A 26,366-nucleotide genomic window follows, 5' to 3' on the forward strand; every position below is an offset into this window, starting at 1 on the left:
CAAAAACGCCAGCCCCGCGGACGGACCGCGAGGGTCCGAAACGGGACTGGCGTTGTAACGTCTGCTACTTGGCCTTCTTGCCGTAACGACGCTCGAAGCGAGCCACGCGACCGCCGGTGTCCAGAATCTTCTGCTTGCCGGTGTAGAACGGGTGGCACTTGGCGCACACGTCGGCCGTGATGTGGCCGGAGGTGATGGTCGAACGGGTCACGAAGGTGTTGCCGCACGAGCACACGACCTCGGTGGGCACGTATTCGGGATGAATACCCTGCTGCATGATTACTCCTAGGATCTATTTCAGGACCGGGTCGTCATGCCCCACTGGCACAACGTGAACCGGAACCTATGGGATTATACGCGCACGGCTGGATTACGGCAAGCCGACAAGAAAACGCCTCGGCAGGGATTCGAACCCCGTCGAGGCGCTGCAATTCTCATTAACCCAGCCCGAAACGCCGGAGAGAGGATCGGCGTTTCAAGCAAGTCCTATTTTCAGTTGGCGAGGTCGTGGGCCATTTCCTCGAAGGCGGCGAGGTAGGTGTCGCAGGCCTTCTCGTCGTGGGCGACGGACAGCGTCCACTCCTCCTCGCGACCAGGGGCCATGTAGACGCCGCGGTTGGCCTGATACAGCCAGGCGAGCTGGTTGAGGGCGGCGTTCTGGCCCTTGCGGAAGCTCACGTAGTCGGTGATCTTGTGCGGGGAGAACGTGACGCAGCCCTTGGCACCGAAGCCCTGGGCGTAGCCCGGGAAGTCGTACTTCTTGATGATCGCGCTGCAGCCGTCCATCAGACGCTGGTTCATGCGGTCGAGGTGCTCGTAGGCCGCGGGGGTGAGCACCTTTTCGAGGCTGGCGCGCGCGGCGGCCATAGACAGCGGGTTGCCGGAGAAGGTGCCGACCTGGTAGACGGAACCGTCCTCGACCACGCTCATGACCTCGTCGCTACCGCCGATGGCACCGGAGGGCAGACCACCGGCGAGCGACTTGGCGATGGTGACCATGTCGGGGGTCACACCGAAGAGCTTGGTGGCGCCGCCAGGGCCAACGGTCAGACCGGTCTTGACCTCGTCGAAGATCAGCACGATGCCGTGCTTCTTGGTCACCTCGCGCACGCCCTCAAGATAGCCGGGCTCGGGCGGCACGATCGACATGTTCATCAGGCAGGCTTCCATGATGAGGCAGGCGGGCGCCTCGCCGGCGGCCTCCATTTCCTCGATGCGGTGCTCGAGCGCGTCGAGATCGTTAAACGGCACCGGAACGGTCAGTTCGACGGTGGCCTTCGGGATGCCAGCACCGTACGGCAGGGACTTCAGATGGTAGCGGTCGCCGATGTTGTTGTAATCCTCGGAAATGGAGATCATCACGGCGTCGTGGTGGCCGTGGTAGGAGCCGAAGATCTTCATGATGTGATCGCGGTGCGTGTAGGCGCGGGCGATGCGGATGGCGTCCATGGTGGATTCGGAGCCGGAGTTGTTGAAGCGCCACTTCGGCAGACCGAAGCGTTCGGTCAGCTCCTCGGCCACCACCACGTCGTCCCAGTCAGGCATGGCGAAGTGGGAGCCCTTGGAGAAGCGGTCATTGACGGCCTCGGCGATGATCGGGTTGGCATGGCCCTGCAGCATGGCGCCGAAACCGTTGTTGAAGTCGTAGTATTCGTTGCCGTCGACGTCCCACATCTTGGCGCCCTGGCCGCGATCCACGTAGATCGGCCACGGATCGCGCAGCTGGTAGGAGGAGGCGACGCCGTTGCACAAGTGCTTGCGGGCGCGGTCGTACATCTCATGGGACTTGCCGAGCTTGGCGTTGAGCTTCTCACCTTCCTTCTCGGTGAGTTCCTTGATTCGGGCTTCATCGATCGTCGTTGTCATGGCCAACTCCTTTACTGCGTTTTCCCTAATGCCTACAGCAAACCACCTATTTATTTCGCAGTTATTAACAGATTTATCTACGATTTACATAGGTCAGCAGTTGGGTAAATAACAGAAAATCTCCCAATCGAAACGACCGGGAGACCTGACGGCATGGGGAATGGAGGCTGGAGAGAGCATATGGGCGGAGATGAAATCGACAAATACAAAATCGCCTACTGCGATGCGATGATTCCGTTTTCGCCGGAGCGAAAACGGCCGCCTGCGGCGGGTCACCTCATCCGTCCGGCATAGCCGGACACCTTCCCCTCAAGGGGAAGGCGGCATGTCGCTATTGGCTCACATAGGGAAGAGCCGGCTTCCCCTTGAGGGGAAGCTGTCGGCGCAGCCGACTGATGAGGTGACCCGCCGCAGGCGGAATCGTCGTTCGCGCATGCGAACGACACAGCAGCGCATCGCCGAAGGCGATTCCACGGCATACTCCGACATGCTCCGCAAACAAACAACGGCGGGCGGCGTGGCCTCTCAGCACACGCCGCCCGCCGTCATTCACTCACCAATCAGCTGCGGAAGTCCTCGAACATCATGGTGTAGTTGTCGTTGAGCTTGTTGGAGCAGCGCTTTTCGAGAATCGCATGCTTGAGCTCGTCGGCGGACGGCACGATCACGTTCTTGTCGCGCATGTCCTCGGGCAGCAGATCGTCGCCGCCGTTGAGCACGCTGCCGGCGCCGGCGTTCTGCTCCACCGCGGTCTTGTTCTGCGGGTCGAGCATCCAGTTGATGAACGTCTTGGCCTGGTCGATGTTCTTCGCACCGCGCGAGATCGCCACGTTGTCGACGAACTTGTTCGCACCGTCGGACGGGAACACGAACTTCAGATCGGGATTGCTCGTCATGGCCTGATAGGCGTCATAGCTCCACGCCATGCCGACCTTCTGCTCGCCGGACGCCAGTCGGTCGGCCACGCCTTCCGAGCTGAGCACGCCCACCTTGGACTTGTAGGACTGCAACAGATCGCTCGCGTTCTGATAGTCCTGCGGTTTGGTGGCGCACTGATCACTGCCCACGGCGCGCAACGCGGCGTTGACGATCTCGATCTGATCGTTGAGCAGCTGCGTCTTGCCCCACGACGCCTTGGGATGGAAGAAGTCCTTCCACGACGTCGGCGCATCGGACTCGGGAATCGACTTGGCGTCGTACACGATGCCCGTGTAGCTCACGATGTACGGGATGGAATACTGCATCGTCCTGTCGTAGTACGGATTACGGAACTCCTGCTTGATGTTCTTCGCGTTGGGCAGCAAGTTCACGTCGAACTTCATGAGCAGGCCCTCGTATTTGAGCTGTTCGACCATGTAGTCGCTGGGCATCACGATGTCGTAGCCCTCGCCACCCGTGGACTGCAGCTTGGCCTCAAGCGCCTCGTTGCTGTCGAACGTGTCGACACTGAGCGTGATGCCGGTGTCCTTTTCGAACGCCTTGATCACGCTGTCGGGCATATAGCCGGCCCACGTGTAGATGTGCAATTCGCCGCCCTTGGCCTCGTGATATGGGCCGGTGGCCTCGGCCGTGCCACCACTGACGGACACGTCGCTCACCCCGCCGGAGCAGCCTGCCAGACCGAACACCAGTCCGGAGCACAACGCCACTGCGAGAACCTTCACGCAGGAGCGTGCGATCTTCGAAATTCGCAGCGACGTTCGCGATGTTTTTCGCAGCGTCGTTCGCAGCGTCTGCGGACGATCGTCATTCACGTCATTCATATATGCGTCCATCTTGATTCCCCTCCCCTACTTGCTCTTGCGGTTCGTCAGCACCGTGGACGTGACCGTGATGATGATCGCCAGCAGAAGCAGCAGCGTGGCAACCACGTTGATGCTCGGGTTCACGCCCTTGCGGATCAGCGAGAAGATGTAGATCGGCAGCGTGGTGGTGCCGGCGGTGGTGAGGAAGTTGGAGATCATGAAGTCGTCCATGGAGACCACGAACGCCATCAGCGCGCCGGAGATCACACCGGGGGTGAGCAGCGGCAGCGTCACGCGGGTCACGGTGGTGAAGCCGGACGCGCCAAGATCCTCGGCGGCCTCGAAGCATGCGCGGTCGAGCGTCTGCAATCTGGCGCGGATCGGCATGACCACGAACGGAATGCAGAACGTGGTATGGGCCAGAACCAGTGGCACATAGCCGGGTGCCATGCCGATCAGTCGGATGAACGCCATGGTGGCGACGCCGAGCACGATCTCGGGGATCAGCATGGACGCGTTGATCAGCGCGGTGGCGATCGCCGACCCGGCACGGGACATGTGGTCGATGGCCAGCACGTAGAGCACACCGAGCAGCGTGGACAGTGCAGTGGCGATGGCCGCGACGATCAGCGACGTTTCGGTCGCCTTGATGATCGCACCGTTGGTGAACACCTCGCCATACCAGCGGAACGAGAAGCCCTCCCATAGCAGTGCCTGACGGCCGCCGTTGAACGAGAAGAACACGACGATCAGCATCGGCACGTACAGGAACGCGAGCACGAACACGCTGAGGAATCCGACTGCCGGAAAACGCTTCAACGTATTGTCGCGGTTGCCGGATCGGCGGGTGCTGAGCGGCCGGTCGGGCTTCTTGCCCTCCAGCCATTCCGGCATCTGAGCGCCGTCATCGCCGCTGGCCGCACGCTCGGCCTGCGTCCTGGCGACCAGCGCGCCAAACTCCTCGCTGTCGGAGTACTTCACGGCCTTGGGATCGACATCATCATGCAGCATGCTCATAGCGTCATACCCGCCTTTCGAGAGGCCCTGCCGCCAAGCGCGGTCGCCATGAACGCGCCGAGCAGGGTGATGGCCAGAATCACGGTGGACAGGGCCGCGCCGAACGGCCAGTTGCGCGCCTCGGCGAACTGCGAGGCGATCAGGTTGCCCACCATGAGCACGCGTCCGCCGCCGAGCAGCACGGGCTGCACGTAGGAGCCGAACGCGGGGATGAAGCACAGGGCCACGCCGCTCATCACGCCCGGCATGGCGGCGCGCAGGATCACGCGGCGCATCACCGTAAGCTTGCGGGCGCCAAGATCATAGGCCGCCTCGACGAGACGGAAGTCGAAGCCGGACAGCGCGGAGTACATGGGCAGGATGGCGAACGGCAGGAACGTGTAGATCAGGCCGATCACCGAAGCAAACGACGTGTAGAGCAGCTGCTGCTTGCCGAGGCCCAGCAGGTTGGCGGCCCAGTTGATCGGGCCATTTTCGTTGAGGATCAGCATCCAGGCGTAGGTGCGGACCAGCAGGTTGGTCCAGAACGGGATGGTGACCAGCAGCACGAGGATCTGCTGCACCTTGGCGCTTTTCATCGACATCCACAGGGCGATGGGGAATGCGAGCGCCACGCACACGATAGTGGTGAGCAGCGCCTGCCAGAGTGATGTGCCGAAGACTTCGAGGTAGCGGGTGTCGAAGAAGCGGTTGCCGAAGAAGTCGTGGCGGAAGAGGAGCTTTTCGTAGGCGTCGGTGGAGAACTGGAACTTCACGCCGCCGCCCATGTCGGGTCGGCTCATGAAGGAGAACGCCACGATCACGCACATGGGTCCGAGCGTGAACAGCAGGCCGATGATGATGGAGGGGATGGCGTAGGCGCGATGCAGCAGGCCGGGTTTGACCTCGTGCGGGGAGCCGAACCAGTGCTGCCAGGCGGTTTCCTTGGGTGCGGCGGTCTTGGCGGCGGTGGCGGTCTTGGCTGGGGCAGCGGTCTTGGTAGCGCTGTCGATCGGCGGCTTGTCACTCTTGATATTGGGGTTCGTCGTGTTGCTCATTATCGTTCCACCACCCTCATGTGCGCGGCCTCGACGTGCACGCTCACCGTGGCACCCTGATAGAGCACGCTGGTGTCGAACGGCGGCGAGATTCGGACGAGCAGCAGGGTGCCGTCGGCCAGACGAACGTGGCAGCGCACGTCGGCGCCCATGAACACGACGGTCTCCACGGTTCCCTGCAGGGCCGTGTCGTCGGGCGCGGCCAGTTCAATGCGTTCGGGACGGACGGCGGCGCAGATCTCGGCGCCGTCGGACAGGTTGGAGATGTCCTGCTTGACGTGGAACGGTACGCCTTCGACGGTGATCACGCCGTCGCCGCTCTTGACCGCATCGAGGAAGTTGATGTCGCCGATGAAATCGGCCACGAATCGGTTGGCCGGCTCGTTGTAGATCTGCTCGGGGGTGCCCACCTGTTCGGGACGGCCCTTGGAGAAGACGGCGATGCGGTCGCCCATCGACAGGGCCTCCTCCTGATCGTGGGTGACGAAGATGAACGTGATGCCGGTCTCGCGCTGGATGCGCTTGAGTTCGACCTGCATCTGACGGCGCAGCTTGAAGTCAAGCGCGGAAAGGGATTCGTCGAGCAGCAGCACCTTGGGACGTTTGGCGAGGGAACGGGCCAGGGCCACACGCTGCTGCTGGCCGCCGGACATCTGATGAGGCTTGCGGCCGCCGAATTCGCCGAGGTGGACGAGGTCGAGCATTTCCTGCACGGTCTTGGCGATCTCATCCTTGGGCTTCTTCTCCATTTCGAGGCCGAACGCCACGTTCTGCGCGACCGTCATGTGCGGGAACAGCGCGTAGCTTTGGAACACGGTGTTCACCGGCCGCTCGTACGGCGGCAGCGGATCGATGCGCTGGTCGCCGAGGTAGATCTCGCCGGCGTCCAGGCTTTCCAGTCCGGCGATCGACCTCAGCAGCGTGGTCTTTCCGCAGCCGGACGGGCCGAGCAGGATGAAGAACTCCCCCTTGTGAATCGCCAGACTCACGTCGTCGATAGCATGGACTTCCTTGCCCTCGGCGGACGTGAACGTCTTCTTCGCATGATTGATCGTCAGACCGGATTCTCGCAGCTCGACCTCCGGGTCGCGAGCTACCACCACCTTCTGCGCAGCACTCATCGCGCCTCCCCTTGTTCAGTTCCACTTGCGCGGATTCGGAATATCGGCCGAAACTTGTATTCCGCCAAAACTCTTATTCAGAGGTTTTCCGCTGAGAAATATCAAAGTTCGACATGATTTCCGTAACGTAAACAGACGATTGCGATATTTTTCGTGATTTAACATAAGTTTTCCACGAAAAACGAACTTACAGTGGTGTTCGACCCATTGTTTTCGAAGGGTCGTTGATACGATTGGGATATGAAGAATGAACCCACGACATCCCGCCTCAATCAAACCACAAAATCCGCCGACGATGACTCCATCGACGACGTCAACAAGAAAATAATCGCTTTACTGCAAGAAAACGGACGCCGCTCCTATGTGTCGATCGGCAAGGAGATCGGGCTGTCGGAGGCTGCGGTGCGACTGCGTGTGCAGAAGATGCTCGACGATGGCGTGATGCAGATCGTGGCCGTGACCAACCCGATGGAGATGGGCTTCCGCAGACAGGCCATGGTGGGCATCACCGTGGACGGCGACATCGAATACGTGGCACAGAAGCTCAAGGACATCCGACAGATCGACTACATCATCATCACCGCCGGGCGGTTCGACATTCTGGCCGAAGTGTTCGCCGAGGACGACGAAAGCATGCTCGAGCTCGTCAATCGCCAGATCCGCAAGATCGACGGCATCGACCGCACGGAACTGTTCACCTACATGCGTCTGGAAAGCCAGCGCTACGACTGGGGCGTGCGGTAGGCCCCTCCACACAGTCAGGGGTCAGCAGGATGCCGGGATACGTTGGTGACGTTGCGCAAAAATCGCACACATGCTCCTAACTTGTATCGACACCGACAATGGGAGCACCTGCTTTTGAGCCCCTCCCCTCAGTCCGCCTCTGGCGGACAGCTCCCCTCCAAGGGAGGGGAGCCTGAGTTACGCGCCCTTTTCGGGCTCGGCTCCCCTCCGAGGGAGGGGAGCTGTCGGCGCAGCCGACTGAGGAGAGGGCTCCAGAACCAAAAGACCCCGAGTTTTGTGGTTTTCCGGCAAAAAATACTGAGCCCGGGCGCCCAATACAGCCCTTTTACTGCATTGGATGTCCGGGCTCAGCTTAGAAAAACCACAAAACTCGGGGGTCTTAAATCAGATCCGCTCTCAGAACCGGCCGACGGCATCGGTGCAGATGAGCTTGAGGTTCACGAACTCGCCCATGCCAAGCGAACCGAGCTCACGGCCGAAACCAGAGTTCTTCACGCCGCCGAACGGCAGCTCGCAGGAGTCGGCGCCCACCTCGTTGATGTAGGTCATGCCGGTCTCGAGCTCGTCGGCGATGCGTTCGCCCTGCTCCTCGTCGGTGGTGAACACGTAGGAGCCGAGACCAAACGACGTGTCGTTGGCGAGCGCCACGGCCTCTTCCTCGCTGCTCACACGGTAGAACTGGGCAACCGGGCCGAAGAACTCCTCATAGCGCACGGACGATCCTTCGGGGATGTTCGTCAGGATGGTCGGCTTGAAGAATGCGCCGTCGTTCTTGCCGTCGCCGTATTCAAGGGTGGCGCCGGCCTCAACGGCGCGAGACACCTGTTCGGCGAGGTGTTCGGCAGCGGCCTTGGAGCACAGCGGAGCAAGCTCCACCGAGTCGGACGCCTTCTTGAACTTGTCGAGGAATTCGTCGTACAGGGAGTCGATCACGATGAAGCGCTTGGCTCCGTTGCACACCTGGCCGCAGTTCTCGTAGCGACCGGCCACCGCAGCCTCGACCGTGGCATCCATGTCGTCGGTGCTGAGCAGGATGAACGGATCGCTGCCGCCGAGTTCGCACACGACCTTCTTGAGCGCCTTGCCCGCTTCGGACGCCACGGCGGTGCCGGCACGTTCGGAGCCGGTGAGCGAGACGCCGCGCACACGGGAGTCGGCGATGACGCCGGCGATCTGCTCATTGGTGGCGTACACGTTGGTGTAGGCGCCTTCGGGGAATCCGGCGTCATGGAAGATCTTCTCCATGGCGGCGGAGGACTTGGGGCACAGTGCGGCGTGCTTGAGGATGATCGTGTTGCCGAGCATGAGGTTGGGGCCGGCGAAGCGCGCCACCTGATAGTACGGGTAGTTCCACGGCATGATGCCGACCAGCACGCCGATGGACTTGTGACGGATGATGGCGGAGCCTGCGGCTTCGCGCTTGATGGGCGAGTCGGCCATGAACGACGGTCCGTTATCGGCGTAGTAGCGGTAGATGGCAGAGGAGAATTCGACTTCGACCCGACATTCGTCGAGCTTCTTGCCCATTTCGTGGTTGATGATTTCGGCGAGTTCGTCCTCACGTTCGAGATAGAGGTCGGCCACCTTGCGCAACAGTTCGGTGCGCTCCTCGGCGATGGAGGTCTTGCCCCAGGTCGAGTAGGCCTTCTGCGCCTTGTCGACGGTTTCGGCGATCTGCGCGTCGGTGAAGGTGTCGAAGGTCTCCTCGACTTCGCCCGTGGCCGGGTTGGTTACCGCGTACTTGCTCATGATGGCTCCTTTCATGCCTGCATACGGTTCGCACCCGCACGCCTGCTGTTCGCTTCTGAGATCCAGTTGTAAGCCCACTTGGTTTCGATTTCGTTATACAAATGGCACTTTTATTTTCTTATTCGAAACAATAAGGCGATTGCAGTTCGTGAAACGAACGTCAATCGCCTTGTGTGTGTCGCAGAACAATAACACAACCCTTCCGGCCTCAGTCCTCATCCTCCGCCGAGATGCGTTGCGATATCCACAACGGAATCAGCGAGACAAGCACCATCACGACGGCCACCACGGCCACAATGGGCGCCTGATGCGGTCTGAACATGTTATTCATGATCCAAATAGGCAGGGTGGTGATGTCTTGTCCCGCGGTGAATGTGGTCACCACGATCTCATCGAAGCTCAACGCGAAGGCCAACAATCCTCCGGCGAACAGCGCCGATTTGATACGCGGGAACGTAACCAGGCGGAAGGTGTCCCATACCCCTGCACCCAGATCGCTCGACGCCTCCTCGGCGTGTTCACCAAGTTGACCGAGTCTGGCGAACGCGTTGTTGTACACGGTCACGATGCAGAAGGTCACATGGGCCACAACCAGCGTGAACATCGACAAGCGGATACCGACCATGGTAGTGAACGCATTGTTCAGCGCGATACCGGTGACGATGCCGGGCAATGCAATAGGCAGCACCACCAACAGGCTGATCGCGCTCTTGCCGAAGAATTCATACCGCTGTAGAGCCAGCGCACACAGCGTTCCGAGCACCAGCGCGCATACGGTGGCCGCGGCGGCGACTTCCAGACTGGTGGATACCGCCTGCAATGCCCCCTGCGAATGAAACGCTCTCACCCACCATTCAAGGGTGACCGATCGAATAGGCCATGTTAGGGACGCATCGCCGTTGATCGAGTTGAGCGCTACGACCATCAGCGGAATATAGATGAACATCAGCACGATGACCGATGCCACACCGAACATGATCTTCGTTCCCCGTCTCAGTTCCATCGGGTTCTCCTTTCCGAGTCAAAGTTTCGCAGCCCGCTATAGCCGCTTGAGCGCACCGGTCCGGCTGACCAATGTCAGATACAGACCGATGATGAGGATCGGGATCAGCGCCAGCGCTGCGGCCATGGGCGTATTGTTGGCCACGCCGACGTCGGTGTAGATCAGGTTGCCAAGCACTTGGGTCTTGCCACCCACGATGCCAACGGCAATGTAATCGCCCATTGACAGCGAAAAACTGAAAATGGACCCGGCCACCACTCCGGGAACGATCAACGGCAACAGAATGTCACGAATGGTCATCCAGCTCTTGGCGCCAAGATCCCCCGATGCCTCGAGTAACGATTCAGGCACCTGCTCAAAGGCGGTGAAAATCGGCATGACCACATATGGCAGCCACAGGTACACCTCGGTGAGGATCACGGCAGCCAGACCATATCCGGGCGACGTGATGCCCAACGGCCGAAGCAGCCAGTCGGCAAGTCCACTGCCAGAGAGCACTGAGCGCCATGCATATGCCTTGACCAGATAGCTCGCCCACAACGGGGTGAGAATCATGATTACGAGTACCTTCTTGGAACGTTTCGACGCCATACGGGCCATGAAGAACGCGATGGGAAAGGCCAGCAGGATGTCCACCACAGTGACCAGCACCGCGATGAACAGCGTCCGGGCCGTAACATTGAGGTACAAGGCGTCCGTGAACGCAGAGACGATGTTCGCTGCGGTCCACGCCATCTCCACTTGTCCGGTGTATTCGTTCACCGACCAGAGAGCGGTGACCAGCAATGCCACCAACGCCACGATGTACACCAGTCCCATCCAACCGACAGGCAGAGCGAGCAGCGCCACGCGATGCAGCATGGGATGGTTGTAGAGGAACGATGAGATTGCGTGCCGACGGACCGGGACGAACGATGCCGTCTCACCGCCGTCAGCCTTCATCTCGACCGTTGCCTTGAGTTCAGTTTCCTGTTCCGCCCGCCGCGCCATCAGGGTGTGAATGACGCCGACGACTCCGCGCCGTGGCGAGCTGACGGTCAGCCCTTGATTTCCTGCCATGCCTTAGTCCATTCCGTGTAGTCGGTGCACTTGACGTTCTTCCGACCGTCGAGACAGTCGGAGATAGGGGTGGTCCAGTACCAGATCTGCTTCTCGTAGGCTTCGTCACCGGCGTGGTACTTGGTACAGAAGTCCTTGTCAGTGGCGAACTTGCAGGCTTCGGAGTTTGCCGGAGCCTCGCCGAAGTATTCGGTGGCCTGGGCGTTGGCCTCGGGACTGTCGATGTAGTCGAGCCACTTGTAGGCACAGGTGGTGTTCTTGGTCTTGGAACTGATCATCCACGAATCGGACCAGCCGGTCACACCTTCCTGCGGCATGGCAATGCCATACTTGCTGGAGTCGAGTTGGTTGTAGGCCACCTGCCAACCGACGCCGACTTCCGCGTCGCCGCTTTGGAAGGATTGAATGAGCTTGAGGTAGTCGGACCAGTATTCTCCCACGTTCACGTTCTGCTCCTTGAGCAGATCAGTGGCAGCTTTGAGCTGATCCTTGTCGAGCGCGTACGGATTCTTAATGCCGAGCTCGGGCTTGTGCTTCATGAGATAGATGGCTGCGTCGGCGATGTAGATGGGAGAATCATAGGCGTCGATCTTGCCCTTGTACTGCGAGGCCTTGGCAGTATCGAACATGACATCCCAAGATGTCGGCGCCTCGGAGAACGTGGACTTGGAGTACATCAGCATGTTTGCGCCATAGCCATGCGGCACTCCATAGGTCTTGCCGTCTACGGTGTTAAAGTCACGGTTCTTCAGGAATGAGTAGACATTCTTGTAGCTGGGAATAAGTCCAGTGTTCAGCGGCTGGACCAGTCCTCCGTTGATGAGTCGCAGCGTCAGGTCACCGGAAGCGGCGACCACGTCGTACTTGTCGCTAGTCTTGATCAGGTTGTAGGCCTCATCGCTGGTGCCGTAGGTCTTCGACGTCACTTGGCAGCCGGTGTCCTGCTCGAATTTGGAGACCCAGTCGACATTGGGATCGTTGGATCCGTCTTCGGCGTATCCGGGCCACGCCAGAATCGACACTTGCCCTTCGGCCTTGCCTAGTTTGTCCACCGCCTTCGCAGAGGACACGCCGTTACCAGACGCACTAGCGGCACCACAACCGGCGACGGAGACGATCGTCGCTGCGGCAAACACAGCGGCCGCGATCCTGCTGATAGTGTGCTTCCTATTCATGATTACCCCTCTCGTTTTTCGTATTGTGCGATGATCGTCAATGCATAACGTGGGATTCGCATTCCAGTCATCGCGACGATCACGAATATGCTGTGATTACTCGCCCTTGACCGAAGCCAGACGAACTTGATCGTCCTTGCGCCAACGGATGGCGACCTGAGACCCCCTTTCCGGTACAACCTCGTCCGCCGGCCGTACGACGGTGAACGTCGTTCCTTTGCCGGTTCGGACAAGCAGCCGGTATTCGGTGCCCAAATACGTGGAGTCAAATACCGTCACGGGAATGGATACATGCTCCTTGTCCGAGATCGATGCGGATGGCGAGGAAAACAGAATATGTTCCGGTCGAATGCTGTAGTGTCCGGATTCCATGCCGTTCTTGGAGACGACCGATTCGGGAATGAAGTTCGTGGTGCCTACGAAGCTGGCGACGAACATGTTGGCCGGCCTGTCGTAGATCTCGCTTGGCGTACCCATCTGTTGCACGCGGCCCTTGTTGAACACGGCGATGCGGTCGCTCATCACCATTGCCTCCTGCTGGTCATGAGTGACGAATACGAAGGTGATGCCGAGTTCGCGTTGCAGGTGCTTGAGCTCAACCTGCATCTGCTGACGCAGCTTCATGTCCAATGCGGAAAGCGGCTCGTCGAGCAGCAGCACCTTGGGCTTGAGAGCCAAGGCACGGGCGAGCGCCACGCGCTGCTGCTGGCCTCCCGAAAGCTGCGAGGGCTTGTTGCCGGCCTTGGCGTCAAGCTGCACAAGGTCAAGCATTTCGTGAGCCCTCTTGTATCGGGCCGCCTTGGGAACGCCACGCACGCGCAAGCCATACGCCACGTTGTCAAGGCAGGTCACATGAGGGAACAGCGCGTAGTCCTGAAAAACGGTGTTGACGTCGCGCTCGAATGGCGCCTTGCGCGTCACATCCTCGCCGTGCAGCGCGATGGTCCCACTGGTCGGCTTTTCGAATCCAGCGATCAGTCGAAGCGTCGTCGTCTTGCCGGATCCGGACGGACCGAGCATGGAGAAGAACTCTCCATCTCGGATCGACATGTTCAGGTCATCGATCGCCAGAAACGAACCGAACTTCTTGGTTACCGAAGATATTGTGATTGCGTCCATAACCTTAAACCTCCCATCGAATTGCTTAAATCCTACGACTTAGGATGTTTAAAAATTGTTCGGCATAGATTACGGTTCTGCGACCTAGATTACGACCGTAAAAACAAGTCATGGCAACCCATTGGCGACGCGAAGGACTCCCCTATGGCCACCCGCTCATCTGATCAATACGGAATTGGTAAACTGCGTAACCATGACCACCCCCTTCGGACGTATGAGCATCTTCCAGACCATCAACGAAGTCACCAAAACTGATCTCATCACCGACCGTCTCACGCAGGCGATCGAATCGGGACTGCTGAAGAACGGCGAGCGCCTGCCCGGGGAAAGTGAGATGGCCCGCATGTTCGGAGTAGCGCCAATCACTACCAGAGAGGCATTGGAGCGGCTGCGATCGCGAGGATTGGTGGAGACTCGCAGAGGCCGGGACGGAGGTAGTTTCGTCACTTCGGACCAGCATCGGAACTTCAAACGACTTGAAAACAGTCTGGCCTCCATGTCCACCATGGATCTCAAGAATCATCGCGCCCTGTACATCGCGCTGGTATCGAGCTCCGCACGCATCGCCACCGAAGAGGCATCGGATAACGAACGAGCAAGCATTCAGAACGCCATCGAAAGTTTGGTAGGCTCGCTCAAGAGCCAAACCGCCGACTCTAGCATTCAAGAATGCTTGTCCCGCGGGCATCAGGAAATGCAGATCCACACAGAGATCGCCGCGGCCACCGGCTCATCGCATCTGGTCAATACGTTGATTCACCTGCAGGAGGAACTCAGACATCTGCTATGGATACGGTTCACCGACTCGCAGCAGGTGGATTTTCTGACCAAGCAGTACGCGTATGCAGCACATCTGTTGGAGACCGGGCAAAACCAGCTGTTTGAGCGGCGCATCACCGACATCGTCATCGTCGGATTCTCCTGGCTGGCGGAACGCCGCATTCAACTTTTGCGGGAGCGGGCAGACGCCGAGCGTACCTCAGCCGGCGACTCTGAAGTCGAAGCATACGAGACCCCGCTGGAGATCTCCCATCAGGTGCGCGACCTGTTCAACGGCTATGGCGAAACACTACGGCAATGGGAACTCAGACTCACGGAACGGTCATCGCAGGAGGTACTCAGCAAGCAGCAGTTCGACGAACTCGCCAAGCAGCTTACCCGTCCGATGCTGCAGACCGACCGTCTGGCCGTCGGAGCCGGTCTGATTCCTTCCCCGGATTTTCTGCCGAACGCCCCATGGCATTCCAGCTGGTGGACCTCGCAGTGGCCGTCCGCTGACGCCCGCCCTGCGGAGACCTCCAGAGGGGACGGCGATGTGCCGACTATCCAGCCGCTGCGCATATCCGACAATCCCCAATCGGCATCGTTCTATGATTTCACCGCGCAGGATTGGTGGCAAGCACCACGCAACGCTGATGGCCTGCATATCACCGGCCCATACTTCGATTACATCTGCGCGAACAAACCCACGCTCACACTGAGCCGCCCGTTTTATGTCAATCGCAGCTTCGCAGGTGTGGCCGGGCTTGATCTCGATGCCGGAGCGGTGGAACAGCGGCTCGATAGCATGCTGCTGAAGCTCGAACGCCCCGCCGTCATCATCGGCAACGAAAGCCGCGTGATCGCCTCGACTAGAAATACGATGCTCTGCGGCGATCTTGTGCGAGACATCAGCCAACTGCATGCGAAAGCAATCATCGGCTGTGGGGTAGGAACCTCATCGGCGACGGCTGCGTCACCGCGCCGAGCCGGAGCTCATGGGCAGACTTTGGGATCGTTGATGTTAGCGGTGCTGTAACCAGCCCTCCCCTCAGTCGGCTGCGCCGACAGCTCCCCTCCCTGGGAGGGGAGCCACAGGATTCCAAGCCCCCAAGAGAGTCGAGGGACGAGCGAGGCTAGTTCTTTTCGGGGAAGCGGGTGAACTTGCAGGCGAACCAGAGTTCGGCGACCGTCTGCGGGTCGGAAAGGTCCACGGACAGGGCCTTGCCGATCTGGGCCATGTACTTGGTCACCGTATGGCGATGGATACCCAGCGTTCGGGCCACCTCTTCGGCCTTGCCGCGGCATTCGAGCCAAGTGCGCAGCACGTCCACGGCGTGCAGGCTCATGCCGTCCGGCTCGGTCCAATCGTCGGGCTGCACAGTGGCCTTCCCCCCATCTCCCCTGCCGCCGTGCGGTCCCACGGCCAGGTTGAAGATCAGCGATGAGATCGGCGCGAGCTTGAGGTCGGCGAAGGCGCGCATCTTCGACGGCTCCACCATGTTCTCCAACGATCCGGCACCCTCGCGCTGACCGTATCGCAGCGACTGCACGCCCGACGTCATGGCCTCGGAGGCCGCCTGATACGCCTCGTGGCGGGCTCGCGGCAGGTCACGCCAGATGCAGCCCGACGACTGTCCCACGATCACGCGCGAATCACGCAGCAGTCCCTCCACCCATTCTGCGGCGTTCGACTGCGAGACCACCACCCACAGGTCGCTTTCGATCATGCCGAACACGGCGGGATTCATGTTCTTCGCCAGCGACTTACGGAACGGCTCGAACAGTCGCTGAGCGGTCTCCAACGCCTCCTGCTCGCCGGTAACACGCAGCACGGTCAGCGGCTCGGCTGGCATGCCGTCCCACAGATCGGAGGCGTACGGCCGCACGAGTTCGGCGCCACCCTCCAGACACTGCCGCATCATGGCCGCACGCAGCCTGCCCAAGGCACGGCTCGCATCGGCGGAACTGCTGATGGCCAGCGACAGCAGCGCCGCCGCCTGCGCCACCAGTGGATGGTCGAGCGTGCCCTTCTCTCCGCGGTAACCGGCAACCAGATAGCCCAGTGTCTGCCCTGCCGGAGAGGCGATGTGGAACGCGGCGATATCGTATCCGCGCATGGCCACGAACTTCGCTTCGCCCAGCACGCTGAACGTCAGCGCGTCGCCGAGCGCGCTCATCTCGATCGGCAGGAACCGGTGCGACGACTCGGTCACCGTGCCCGCCGGGTTCAGCAGCGCCACCCATCCGCCGATCAGCTCGGCGGTCTTCGACACGATCGTACTCACCGGATCGAGCGTGTGCACGGAACGCAGCAGCTGCTGCTGATTGCGATACAGTCTGGCGAACCCCTGCTGCTTGTCGTCGGCTATGCCGCGCGAGATCATCTTGGTGATCGCGATGAACGACACCTCCAACGGCACGGAGAACAACGGCACGTCACTCGCCTCGCACTGCCGGACCAGCCATTCGGGAATCGCCGCATGATGCACGCCCACGCCGAACCCGATGCCGCGAATGCCGCAATGCGCCAGCCGGTCCACATACAGGCGAAAATCCTCGCCGGGATCCCTCTCCGGCATGAGCAGTCCGGTGAGCAGCAGCAGCTCGCCGCCCTCCAGATACGGCGTGGGGTCAATCGATTCCGAGGAGTGAACCCACGAGATCGGCGTATCCAGACTTCCCGGAGCTCCCTCCACCACAAGGGACAGATGCAGGGATCGCTGCTCCAACAAGGCATTCAGGGTGATCGACATGCCTCCACCATACGTCGAGAAACCCCATAAAGGACAGTTCGTCCACGATTTGAGTCTATTTACTCCAAACTGTCCATAACATTTCGTTTCAACCGGTCATATCTTTGGGAACCAACGACGAACACAGACGTCGAAACAACCTCGTCGGGACCGGCAAAAGCCAACAGCGAGAACGCCTCACACAGGCGGAACGCATCCCGACCCCAACCTAAGGAGAAGGCAATGACCGAGCTCAGCGCACTGACCATCGCCATGGCGCAGTACAGCCAGCTGCCGATCGGCAAGCCCTTCGGCAGGTTCGCGAATTCCGTCCGTCATGTCGTAGACGTTCACTCCACCGCGGGCGCCCGACCCGAACTCGTGATCTTCCCTGAGATGCACATGTTCGGCACCGGCGACCTGCCGCAGGATCAGGCACGGCGCAGCAAGATCGCCGCGGCCACCGATTTCCATGACGAACTGACCGAGAACCTCAAGGCGCTCGCCAAGGAACTGGGCATCTGGCTCATCCCCGGAACCGTTCCCGAACAGGACGGTGAAGGCGGCGCATTCAACACCGCGCCCGTGTTCTCCCCCGCGGGAGAGCTGGTGACCACCTACCGCAAGATCTGCCCATGGCGCCCGTTCGAGCAGTACACGCCCGGCGATTCGTTCGCCGTGTTCGACATCCCCGGCAAGGGACGCATCGGACTGACGATCTGCTACGACGCATGGTTCCCCGAAATCTCCCGTCAGGTGGCCTGGCTTGGCGCCGACATGATCGTCAACCTGGTGCGCACCACCACGCCCGACCGCCGTCAGGAACTGGTGCTGGCCCGCGCCAACGCGATCGTCAACCAGACGTTCCTCGCCAGCATCAACGCCGCGGCCCCGCAGGGAGTCGGCGAATCCGTGCTGGTGGATCCCGAAGGCAACATCATCCGTCAGATCACCGGCAGTCAGGAGGGACTGATCACCGCCACCGTGCAGCTCGATCAGGTCCGACGCATCCACCAGACCGGAACCAGCGGCACCAACAAGGTGTGGGAGCAGTTCCGCCCCGGCGACAGTCCGGTTCCCCTACCGCTCTACGAAGGTCGAATCGATCCCGACCGATGGAGCGTACCGGTCGACTGACATCCCGGTCGCAACACCACGTTCCTTCCCCTCCCCGCATCAATTCCTCATATCCCAACATCCCCAACCGCATCGCAGTATCGCCGCAGCGAACCGCTCGCGTAGTTCAGAGAGGACATCGCAATGACCACGCAAACCATCGGGCAGACGGCCGTAGAGGCCAAGCCCGTAGCCGCCACAGTATCCACGCCCCAACTCCAGCGCACCATGGGACTGCGTTCCATCGTGCTGCTCGGTCTGGCCTACATGTGTCCGATCATCGTGCTCGGCACCTTCGGCGTCATCTCGGCCACGTCGCACGGCGCCACGGCCATGAGCTACGCGGCCGCCACGATCGCCATGCTGTTCACCGCCGGAAGCTACGGCCGCATGGCGGTGCTTCACCCGGAGGCCGGCAGCGCCTACACCTATGTGGGCAAGACGATCAGCCGCAAGCTTGGCTTCCTCGTCGGCTGGGCCGTGCTGCTCGACTACATGTTCCTGCCCATGGTGGTGTGGCTGATCGGCGCCTCCTATCTGGCCGCCAAGTTCCCCGCCGTGCCGATCTGGGCATGGGTGCTCGGCTTCATCGTGCTCACCACCGCCATCAACATCGTGGGCCTGAGCGTGGCCGACAAGATCAACTTCGCCCTCATGACCTTCCAGGCCATCGTCATCATCACGTTCGTCGGTCTGTCCATCCGTTCCGTGGTCACCGGCGACGGCGCCTCCGCTCTGGTGAGCGCGGGCCCGTTCCTCGGCGACGGCTCCTCGCTGTCCGCGGTTGTGGCCGGCGGCGCCATCGCGGCCTACTCGTTCCTCGGATTCGACGCAGTGACCACGCTGAGCGAGGAGACCCGCGACCCGAAGAAGACCATGCCCCGCGCCATCCTGCTGATCGCCGCGGTCGGCGGTCTGATCTTCATCGGCGTCTCCTACTTCACCCAGCTGGTGCACCCCGGCGGCGTGTTCATCGACGAGTCCTCCGCGGCCTATGAGATCGCCGCGCAGATCGGCGGTAACCTGTTCACCTCCGTGTTCATCGCCGGCCTGTGCTTCGGCCAGTTCACCTCCGGCATCGCCACCCAGGCCAGCGCCTCCCGACTGCTGTACGTGATGGGCCGCGACGGCGTGCTGCCGAAGAAGTTCTTCGGCCGTCTGAGCGCCAAGTTCGACACCCCGGTCCTGTCCATCCTGCTCGTCGCCGCCATCGGCCTGATCGCCATGTTCCTCGACGTGGCCACGTCCACCTCGTTCGTGAACTTCGGCGCCTTCACCTCCTTCACGCTGGTGAACGTTTGCGTGATCGTCGCCTATCTCAAGGCGGATGCCGAACAGCGCAAGGAATACCTTCCCGGCGGCGCGCTGCGCAACATCCTGCTGCCGATCCTCGGCGCTCTGTTCTGCCTGTATCTGCTCGTGCACCTCGACATCCACGCGCTGATCCTCGGCCTGTCGTGGCTGGCGATCGGCGTGGTGATCCTCGCCGTGCTCACCGGCGGATTCAAGCACAACCCGCCCGAGTACAACCACGTCGGCTGATCCACGACAAACACAACAGCAAAAACACACAAGACTTGGGTCGTCGCGCAGCTGCCATAACCGCACGGCGGCCCTCCCAACAACAACCAATCAAAAACTCTCTCAGTTTTCATCATTCAGAGAAAGGAAACATCATGTCCGTTCCGCAGGTAGCCCGCAAGCTCGTCACCGCCATCCCCGGACCGAAGTCCCAGGCCCTTGAAGAGGAGCACCACAAGTACGTGAGCGCCGGCGTCGGCCAGGGCATGCCCGTGTTCGCCGAATCCGCCTCCGGCGCCACCATCACCGACGTGGACGGCAACCGCTTCATCGATCTGGCCTCCGGCATCGCCGTCACCGGCGTGGGCAACTGCGCCCCCGAAGTGGTCAAGGCCGTGCAGGACGAGGTCGCCAAGCTCACCCACACGAACTTCGCCACCACCCCGTACGCCAACTACATCGAGGTGTGCAAGAAGCTCGCCGAGCACACCCCCGGCGACTTCCCGAAGAAGAGCGTGCTGGTCAACTCCGGCGCCGAGGCCGTTGAGAACGCCGTCAAGATCGCCCGCAAGTACACCGGCCGTTCCGCCGTCGTGGTGATGGAGAACGCCTTCCACGGCCGCACCAACCTGACCATGGCCATGACCACCAAGTCCATGCCGTACAAGCGCGGCTTCGGCGCCTTCGCTCCCGACATCTACCGCGTGCCGTTCAGCTACCCGCTGCGTGACGAGTTCGGTGCCGACGGCGCCGCCGCCGCAAAGGCCGCAGCCGCGAAGATCGAACTGCTGGTGGGTCACGAGAACGTGGCCGCTGTGATCGCCGAGCCGATCCAGGGCGAGGGCGGCTTCATCGTCCCGGCCCCCGGCTTCCTGTCCGGTCTGGCCGACTGGGCGCACGACAACGGCGTGCTGTACATCTCCGATGAGATTCAGGCCGGCTTCTGCCGCTCCGGCAAGTGGTTCGCCTGCGAGTACGACGGCGTTGTGCCGGACCTGATCACCACCGCCAAGGCTCTGGGCGGCGGCATGCCGATCGCCGCGGTCACCGGCCGCGCCGAGATCATGGACAGCGTGCAGCCCGGCGGCATCGGCGGCACCTACGGCGGCAACCCCGTCTCCTGCGCCTCCGCCCTGGCGGCCGTCAAGCTCATGGAAGACAAGGATCTTCCGGCCCGCGCCGCCCACATCGGCGAAGTGGCCGACGCCTCCCTCAAGCCGCTGGTCGACGAGCTCGACACGGTGGCCGAGGTCCGTGGCCACGGCGCCATGATCGGCATCGAGTTCGTCAAGCCCGGCTCGTCCGAGCCGAACAAGGAGCTCGTGGGCCGCATCACCAAGCGCACCATCCAGGAGGGTCTGATCATCCTCACCTGCGGCATCAACGGCAACGTGATCCGCCTGCTGCCCACCCTGACCATCACCGATGAGGAGCTCACCGAGGCACTCGACGTGCTCAAGGAGATCATCGTCGAGGAAAGCGCCAAGTAAGCGATTCCCCGACTTCCGGAGGCTCCCCTCAGTCCGTCATATGAAGGACTGAGGGGAGCCTCCACCAATCTCCGCCGGCAACGGACTACCATTCATATCGCCTGACGCAGCGCCTTCGCTCGAATCCGACCGCCCGTCAGGCAACCGCACACATCGGCATACATCAAAGGACATTCACCATGAAGCTGCTTACCGTGGGACCGAAGGACATCTTCAAGTTCCCCACCGTCAAGGATTTCGCCGAAGCGTTCGAGCTGGGACCGAATGATCTGGTCGTCAGCATCGAAATGATCTACGACAAGTTCCTCAAGCCGTATCTGAACGGCGCCAACGTGCTGCTCGTCGACAAGTACGGCAACCAGGAGCCCACCGACGTGATGATCGACGAGATCATCGCCGACGCCGGTAAGTTCGACTACGATCGCATCGTCGCCATCGGCGGCGGCGCGGTGATGGACATGTCGAAGGTCGTGGCCGTGGCCGGCGGCGCCAGCATCGACGACGTGATCGACCATCTGCCCGACTTCAAGCGCAAGGTCGGCCTGGTGCTCATCCCCACCACGTGCGGCACCGGCAGCGAGGTCACCGAGATCGCGGCCATCAACCGTACCCGTCTGGGCTGCAAGGCCGGCATCGCCGGTCCCGAGATGTTCGCCGATCACGCCGTGCTGATCCCCGAGCTGCTGTACGGCCTGCCCGACCACGTGTTCATGACCAGCTCGCTCGACGCCCTGGTCCACTCCGTGGAATCCACGCTGTCGCCGAACTCCACGCCGTACACCAAGCTGTTCGGCTACGAGGCCATGAAGACGATCATCAACGGCTACAAGGCCATCGTGGAGGCCGGCGAGCCCGGCAGCGCAGAGCGCCGCGCCAAGCGCAACGAGCTCATGGACGACTTCCTGATCGCCTCCGACTACGCCGGCATCAGCTTCGACACCGGTGGCTGCGCCGCCGTGCACGCGCTGAGCTATCAGCTGGGCGGCAAGTACCACGTGCCGCACGGCGAGTCCAACTACGCGATGTTCACCGGCGTGCTGCGCAACTACATGGAGATCAAGTCCGACGGCGAGATCGCCAAGCTCAACAAGGTTATCGCCGACGTGCTCGGCTGCGACGTGGCCGACGTGTACGACGAGCTGGAGAACCTCATTAACCAGCTGCTGCCCAAGAAGGCGCTGCACGAGTACGGCGTGACCCGCGAGGACCTGCCCGAGTTCACCGAGCGCGTGATGACCACGCAGGAGCGTCTGATGAAGAACTGCTTCGTCCCGCTCGACGCGGATCGCGTACGCAAGATCTTCGAGGAGCTGTACTGATCCGAGCGATCACCCACTGATCGATTCGATCACCATTACGAAACACGAGAGGGAGGGTTGCAAATCATGTTGACTTGCAACCCTCCCTCAGTCATGCTGCACATGACAGCTCCCTCCCCCGGAGGGAGCACGAAGCAGATCACCCGCGGGCGCCGGAGCGTTCGGCCAGATCACCGAACACGGGCGCGGCCAGACCATAGCCGCCGCACACCTCGAGGATCTGCCCAGTGGTGAACGCGGACTCGTCGCTGGCGAAGTACAGCACGGCGTTTGCGATCTCCTCCGGCGTGGCCATGCGACGAATCGGCGTGTGCTTGAGGAAGAACTCACGGAAGTCCTCGGTCAGCGCGTTCTGCACGGCGTCGGTGGCGGTCATACCCGGCAGCACGGCGTTGCAGCGGATGTTCTTGCGCGCCTCGTGCACGGCGATCAGCTTGGTCAGGTAGTTGATCGCGGCCTTGGACGTGCCGTATGCGATCTGCGAGATGTCCGGCACCGATCCGCCGACCGACGAGATGTTGACGATGCTGCCCGACTTCGCCTCGCCCATGTACTTCAGCGCCGCCTGCGACGCGAGGAACACGCTCTTGAGATTGATGTCCACCGTGCTGATGAACTCCTGCGGATCGGTGTGCTCGATGTCGAGGTCCTTGCGCGGGTTCGACGTGCCGAAATTGTTGACGAGCACGTCAAGACGTCCTTCGTTCGCGGCGGCCTCGTCGATCGCCGACGCATAGGTCTCGTCCTTCGAAGCGTCGTTGTAGACGAACTTCACCACGCCGCCGGACTTCACGATCGCATCCTCGGCCATGAGTTCGGCGATCTTCGCCTCGGCACGCTCCTGATTGCGCGCGGCCATATAGACGATCGCGCCTTCCTCGGCGAACCTCTTCACGATCGCATGACCGATGCCTCGCGTCGACGCCGTCACCACGGCAACCTTGCCATCCAGTCTTCCAGACATGAAACCTCCTTTGGTCATGCGCGGGCCCATTCCCGCAATACGTCTCACTGTATCCCCCGAAAATTTCAACCGGCATTCCGTTGCCATTTCTTTCGGCGAGCCCACAATCGTCCCACTATGTGCATTCGCCCAGCGCATTCGTTCAGCCCTTGGCTTCCCCTCGAGGGGAAGCTGTCAGACGCAGTCTGACTGATGAGGTGCCCTCCCAATCAGCTTCAACCCCAGCACCCCCGGAAATACACCCACCCTGTTATCCTAGACAAGTTGCCTCGGCAACGTGGGGCTGTAGCTCAGTCGGTTAGAGCAGCGAACTCATAATTCGTCGGTCCAGGGTTCAAGCCCCTGCGGCCCCACATCTCCGCGTCTATGGTCAGCCACTAAAAAACCATTTGGGTCCAACAATCGAGACGGTGCGACCTTGAGAAAAAGGCCTATCTTTTCCATGTCTGGAATCGTCCATGCAGTCGCGCCATTAACCTTCTGAGAAATCAGCGCACGCGACACGCCAAGGGCACGGGAAAGATCGGACTGATTCTTACCCCTCATAGCCAGGCCAACACGGACGTTGGTAGAGATGATCTGACCCAGTGGGATTGCTTGCGTATCAGGCTCTAGCGTTTGTGTACTCATACTTAATAATATACAGTGAAGTTTAGGACTGCTGAACCGAAAATGATAAATTTATGTCAAACCTCACTTAACATACGGTACTATATTAAGCATGACTTACGAATGTATAAACGATGTCGTTTCAAAACGTATTGACGTTTTGCTTCATGACACGAATACGAGTCGAACTAGCCTAGCGCGGCTTCTCGGCGTAACGCGTTCCGCCGTGACGCAGAAGTTCAAAACGGGGTCCAGCTTTTCGGCCGAAGATCTGGCAAAGATTGCCGACTTCTTCGGCGTATCGACCGATTACCTTTATGGCCGTTCCGATTCAAAGGAGATGTAGCGATGTCAAAGCAGACGACGGCTTACCGACATAGGCCGCGCCAGTGGGCGCCGGTGGTGTCCGAGGCAGCGTTGCAGGTGGGCGATGTGGCGTTGTTTGAGTGCCTGGGCAATTCCCGGTTGTTCACGATGGCCCGAGTGCGTGACGTGCGCGCGGACGGCCGGCCGATGATGGAACGGCTTAGCACGCTCGGGCAGTCCGACATGATGCATTTTGGCGAGGACACGTATGTGGTGTTCGTGCCTTCGGCCAATTGGCATTTCGTCGGCGCGTTCAGGACGGTGTGACACATGGGCGTGCGTTTCGAGATCACGACGGTGGCCAACGATGTGCGGCCGGGAGATCTTGTGGTGTTGCGGCTTGTGACGCAGAAGGGTGCGGTGAAGTGGACGTGCGGCACCGTGCGGTGCTTCACGGACGATGCCGATGACCCTGCGATTGTGCTGACCACCGGCAAGATACCGGAATATGACGGGTATTCGCTGGTGTGCTGCATCAAGTCGATACCGGACGAAGTGCAATTGTCCATCGATGACGAAGGCGAGATAGTGCAATGATTGGGCATTTCTTGGCGGCCGTGCTGGAAGGCGTGGGCTACTTGTGTTTGTTCGCTGGTCTGGCGTTGCTGTCGGCGACGTTTCGTCTGGCGGACATGGCCGAGTGGCTGTATCCGACGAAACGGGGTGGACGGTGAAGGTCGTTCGGTATGTGTTGGCCGCGCCGTTCGGTCTTGTGGCGTTCGTGTTCATGTGTCTTGCGTCCGTGTTCGCCCGGCTGGCGATGGCGATTGCCGGCCTTGGCGGGCGTGGCCCGATCAGTTGGAGGGTGCGGTTATGAGCACGCGTGCCGTGGTGCGGAATCTGCCCGACTATCCGGGTATCTACACGCTTCAGGTGGACGGTGGTGACGTGTCGGTGCGTGTGGTGCTGACGCAGCCCGAGATTGAGGCGTTGCGTGCCTCTGCGACCGACGCGATGGCGACGGTTGCGGTGGAGCGCAGGCGAAGACGGCAGGCCTGAATGGGCCTTGCCGGACGATAAGTGAATGTGCCGTGATCGGTTGTGACCCCGGGTGAGCCGTAGCACGATAAGTCCCTTGATTGGGCGAAAACACCCCGGCGCGCCTTACTCAGCGCGTTACAAACACGCGTCGAAGGCGGCGTGGTTAAGGACGAAGGTCGGGGGCCTTCATGCGGGTTTACTGATCGACTTGGGGCGCATTGTCAGGGCGAAACAGGGTGCTATCACCGGCATACGTGCCGGGCCTCTTGTCGAGACCTTGCGCGCGGCCTTGTGCCGCTGACCTATGCGACGGCCGTGGCTCCGCCTGAAAAGCAGCCTATCCATTCGCGTGGCGAACCTTACGGGACATCGGAACGGCGAAGCCTTGCACGGCTTCGCCGCTTTCCTTTGTCCCGTGCTTAGGTTCCCCCGCTCTAACCGTTCACCACCTGAAATGCACCGGCAAGACCAACCGGGCAGTGAATCACCAACCGACACGATCAACGAAACGAGGTAGCAAGATGGGATATGCAGTCGATTACAAGCCGAAGAGGACCAGGGCGAGAAGGCAGGTACCGAAGAACAAGGCACAGCGGACCAAGGATCTCAGGCAGGCCATTCGCTGGAATCTGGGCAAGCTGGAGCACGACACCACGGGAACGGACAACATCAGTCGGGACATGGTGATTCAGCTGCTCCGCCTGAACAAGGTCGCTCCGGGCGCTGACCCGTCCGGCGATCACACGTTGCAGCAGTTGATTGGCATGGGCGTCATTCTCAAGCCGACCCGGCGCGCTGGCGTGCAGGTGTTCGACAGGGCCGATCTGCTGACCTCGCTCAAGGCATGGGCGGGCGTGCGATGAACCGGCGC

At 60.9% G+C, this 26,366-nt stretch carries 25 protein-coding genes and 1 tRNA gene; 12 read left to right on the forward strand and 14 right to left on the reverse strand.

Annotated elements, in window-relative coordinates; translation table 11 throughout:
• Nucleotides 1-64: 64 nt before the first annotated feature.
• From rpmE to Tam10B_RS03340, 6 genes are all read right to left on the reverse strand, one after another.
• Nucleotides 65-277 (reverse strand): 50S ribosomal protein L31, encoded by a 213-nt coding sequence (gene rpmE / locus Tam10B_RS03315; RefSeq protein WP_093959848.1) that lies wholly within the window; start codon nt 275-277, stop codon nt 65-67.
• A gap of 215 nt (nt 278-492) precedes the next feature.
• Nucleotides 493-1,866 (reverse strand): aspartate aminotransferase family protein, encoded by a 1,374-nt coding sequence (locus Tam10B_RS03320; protein WP_093959849.1) that lies wholly within the window; start codon nt 1,864-1,866, stop codon nt 493-495.
• A gap of 560 nt (nt 1,867-2,426) precedes the next feature.
• A complete protein-coding gene (locus Tam10B_RS03325; RefSeq protein WP_158214119.1) occupies nt 2,427-3,629 on the reverse strand; it encodes an ABC transporter substrate-binding protein in 1,203 nt (400 codons plus the stop codon).
• A 27-nt stretch (nt 3,630-3,656) separates the two neighbouring features.
• Nucleotides 3,657-4,628, reverse strand: coding sequence for an ABC transporter permease (locus Tam10B_RS03330; RefSeq protein WP_093959851.1), 972 nt, complete (start codon nt 4,626-4,628; stop codon nt 3,657-3,659).
• Nucleotides 4,625-5,665, reverse strand: coding sequence for an ABC transporter permease (locus Tam10B_RS03335; protein ID WP_093959852.1), 1,041 nt, complete (start codon nt 5,663-5,665; stop codon nt 4,625-4,627). Before Tam10B_RS03335 ends, Tam10B_RS03330 begins: the two co-directional genes overlap by 4 nt.
• Entirely contained in the window at nt 5,665-6,786 is a 1,122-nt protein-coding gene (locus Tam10B_RS03340) for an ABC transporter ATP-binding protein (protein WP_093959853.1), read from the reverse strand. The genes Tam10B_RS03335 and Tam10B_RS03340 overlap by 1 nt, the downstream gene beginning before the upstream one ends.
• Nucleotides 6,787-7,026: 240 nt before the next feature.
• Here Tam10B_RS03340 and Tam10B_RS03345 point away from each other — a divergent pair, with 240 nt between their 5' ends.
• Nucleotides 7,027-7,530, forward strand: a complete 504-nt coding sequence (locus Tam10B_RS03345) for an Lrp/AsnC family transcriptional regulator (protein WP_093959854.1) — start codon at nt 7,027-7,029, stop codon at nt 7,528-7,530.
• Nucleotides 7,531-7,926: 396 nt separating this feature from the next.
• Here Tam10B_RS03345 and Tam10B_RS03350 read toward each other — a convergent pair whose 3' ends face one another.
• From Tam10B_RS03350 to Tam10B_RS03370, 5 genes are all read right to left on the reverse strand, one after another.
• Nucleotides 7,927-9,279 carry an NAD-dependent succinate-semialdehyde dehydrogenase gene (locus Tam10B_RS03350; RefSeq protein ID WP_093959855.1) on the reverse strand — a complete coding sequence of 451 codons (1,353 nt, stop codon included), beginning with the start codon at nt 9,277-9,279 and terminating at the stop codon, nt 7,927-7,929.
• Nucleotides 9,280-9,487: 208 nt separating this feature from the next.
• Complete coding sequence (locus tag Tam10B_RS03355; protein WP_233133559.1) at nt 9,488-10,255, reverse strand: ABC transporter permease; 768 nt, start codon at nt 10,253-10,255, stop codon at nt 9,488-9,490.
• A gap of 63 nt (nt 10,256-10,318) precedes the next feature.
• Nucleotides 10,319-11,341, reverse strand: a complete 1,023-nt coding sequence (locus Tam10B_RS03360) for an ABC transporter permease (protein ID WP_233133560.1) — start codon at nt 11,339-11,341, stop codon at nt 10,319-10,321.
• Nucleotides 11,320-12,516, reverse strand: a complete 1,197-nt coding sequence (locus Tam10B_RS03365; protein ID WP_093959858.1) for an extracellular solute-binding protein — start codon at nt 12,514-12,516, stop codon at nt 11,320-11,322. The genes Tam10B_RS03360 and Tam10B_RS03365 overlap by 22 nt, the downstream gene beginning before the upstream one ends.
• Nucleotides 12,517-12,612: 96 nt before the next feature.
• Nucleotides 12,613-13,635 carry an ABC transporter ATP-binding protein gene (locus Tam10B_RS03370; RefSeq protein ID WP_093959859.1) on the reverse strand — a complete coding sequence of 341 codons (1,023 nt, stop codon included), beginning with the start codon at nt 13,633-13,635 and terminating at the stop codon, nt 12,613-12,615.
• A 214-nt stretch (nt 13,636-13,849) separates the two neighbouring features.
• Here Tam10B_RS03370 and Tam10B_RS03375 point away from each other — a divergent pair, with 214 nt between their 5' ends.
• Complete coding sequence (locus tag Tam10B_RS03375) at nt 13,850-15,433, forward strand: GntR family transcriptional regulator (RefSeq protein ID WP_093959905.1); 1,584 nt, start codon at nt 13,850-13,852, stop codon at nt 15,431-15,433.
• A gap of 97 nt (nt 15,434-15,530) precedes the next feature.
• Here Tam10B_RS03375 and Tam10B_RS03380 read toward each other — a convergent pair whose 3' ends face one another.
• Entirely contained in the window at nt 15,531-17,150 is a 1,620-nt protein-coding gene (locus tag Tam10B_RS03380; RefSeq protein ID WP_093959860.1) for a PucR family transcriptional regulator, read from the reverse strand.
• 222 nt (nt 17,151-17,372) lie between these two features.
• Here Tam10B_RS03380 and Tam10B_RS03385 point away from each other — a divergent pair, with 222 nt between their 5' ends.
• The 4 genes from Tam10B_RS03385 to Tam10B_RS03400 all read left to right on the forward strand — a co-directional run bounded on the left by Tam10B_RS03385 (nt 17,373) and on the right by Tam10B_RS03400 (nt 22,575).
• Nucleotides 17,373-18,266 (forward strand): carbon-nitrogen hydrolase family protein, encoded by an 894-nt coding sequence (locus tag Tam10B_RS03385; protein ID WP_093959861.1) that lies wholly within the window; start codon nt 17,373-17,375, stop codon nt 18,264-18,266.
• A gap of 123 nt (nt 18,267-18,389) precedes the next feature.
• Complete coding sequence (locus Tam10B_RS03390; protein WP_093959862.1) at nt 18,390-19,787, forward strand: APC family permease; 1,398 nt, start codon at nt 18,390-18,392, stop codon at nt 19,785-19,787.
• A 134-nt stretch (nt 19,788-19,921) separates the two neighbouring features.
• Complete coding sequence (gene gabT, locus Tam10B_RS03395; protein WP_093959863.1) at nt 19,922-21,256, forward strand: 4-aminobutyrate--2-oxoglutarate transaminase; 1,335 nt, start codon at nt 19,922-19,924, stop codon at nt 21,254-21,256.
• A gap of 179 nt (nt 21,257-21,435) precedes the next feature.
• Complete coding sequence (locus tag Tam10B_RS03400; RefSeq protein WP_093959864.1) at nt 21,436-22,575, forward strand: 4-hydroxybutyrate dehydrogenase; 1,140 nt, start codon at nt 21,436-21,438, stop codon at nt 22,573-22,575.
• A 139-nt stretch (nt 22,576-22,714) separates the two neighbouring features.
• Here the strand turns inward: Tam10B_RS03400 and hdhA are convergent, their stop codons facing one another.
• A complete protein-coding gene (gene hdhA, locus Tam10B_RS03405; protein ID WP_093959865.1) occupies nt 22,715-23,539 on the reverse strand; it encodes a 7alpha-hydroxysteroid dehydrogenase in 825 nt (274 codons plus the stop codon).
• A 279-nt stretch (nt 23,540-23,818) separates the two neighbouring features.
• Here hdhA and Tam10B_RS03410 point away from each other — a divergent pair.
• Nucleotides 23,819-23,892, forward strand: a tRNA-Ile gene (locus Tam10B_RS03410).
• Here the strand turns inward: Tam10B_RS03410 and Tam10B_RS13795 are convergent.
• A complete protein-coding gene (locus Tam10B_RS13795) occupies nt 23,852-24,169 on the reverse strand; it encodes a helix-turn-helix domain-containing protein (protein ID WP_143248523.1) in 318 nt (105 codons plus the stop codon). The genes Tam10B_RS03410 and Tam10B_RS13795 overlap by 41 nt on opposite strands.
• A gap of 91 nt (nt 24,170-24,260) precedes the next feature.
• Here Tam10B_RS13795 and Tam10B_RS13800 point away from each other — a divergent pair, with 91 nt between their 5' ends.
• From Tam10B_RS13800 to Tam10B_RS03435, 5 genes are all read left to right on the forward strand, one after another.
• Nucleotides 24,261-24,494 carry a helix-turn-helix domain-containing protein gene (locus tag Tam10B_RS13800; RefSeq protein ID WP_093959866.1) on the forward strand — a complete coding sequence of 78 codons (234 nt, stop codon included), beginning with the start codon at nt 24,261-24,263 and terminating at the stop codon, nt 24,492-24,494.
• Between the two features lie 2 nt (nt 24,495-24,496).
• Complete coding sequence (locus Tam10B_RS03420) at nt 24,497-24,781, forward strand: hypothetical protein (RefSeq protein WP_093959867.1); 285 nt, start codon at nt 24,497-24,499, stop codon at nt 24,779-24,781.
• Between the two features lie 3 nt (nt 24,782-24,784).
• Nucleotides 24,785-25,051 carry a hypothetical protein gene (locus tag Tam10B_RS03425; RefSeq protein WP_093959868.1) on the forward strand — a complete coding sequence of 89 codons (267 nt, stop codon included), beginning with the start codon at nt 24,785-24,787 and terminating at the stop codon, nt 25,049-25,051.
• 276 nt (nt 25,052-25,327) lie between these two features.
• The gene (locus Tam10B_RS03430; RefSeq protein ID WP_093959869.1) at nt 25,328-25,513 is read left to right on the forward strand and encodes an iron-sulfur cluster assembly protein; all 186 of its coding nucleotides are present in this window, start codon (nt 25,328-25,330) and stop codon (nt 25,511-25,513) included.
• 503 nt (nt 25,514-26,016) lie between these two features.
• Nucleotides 26,017-26,358 (forward strand): hypothetical protein, encoded by a 342-nt coding sequence (locus Tam10B_RS03435; protein ID WP_093959870.1) that lies wholly within the window; start codon nt 26,017-26,019, stop codon nt 26,356-26,358.
• Nucleotides 26,359-26,366: the final 8 nt, after the last annotated feature.

The organism is Bifidobacterium vansinderenii (assembly GCF_002234915.1).
Taxonomy (GTDB): Bacteria; Actinomycetota; Actinomycetes; order Actinomycetales; family Bifidobacteriaceae; genus Galliscardovia; species Galliscardovia vansinderenii.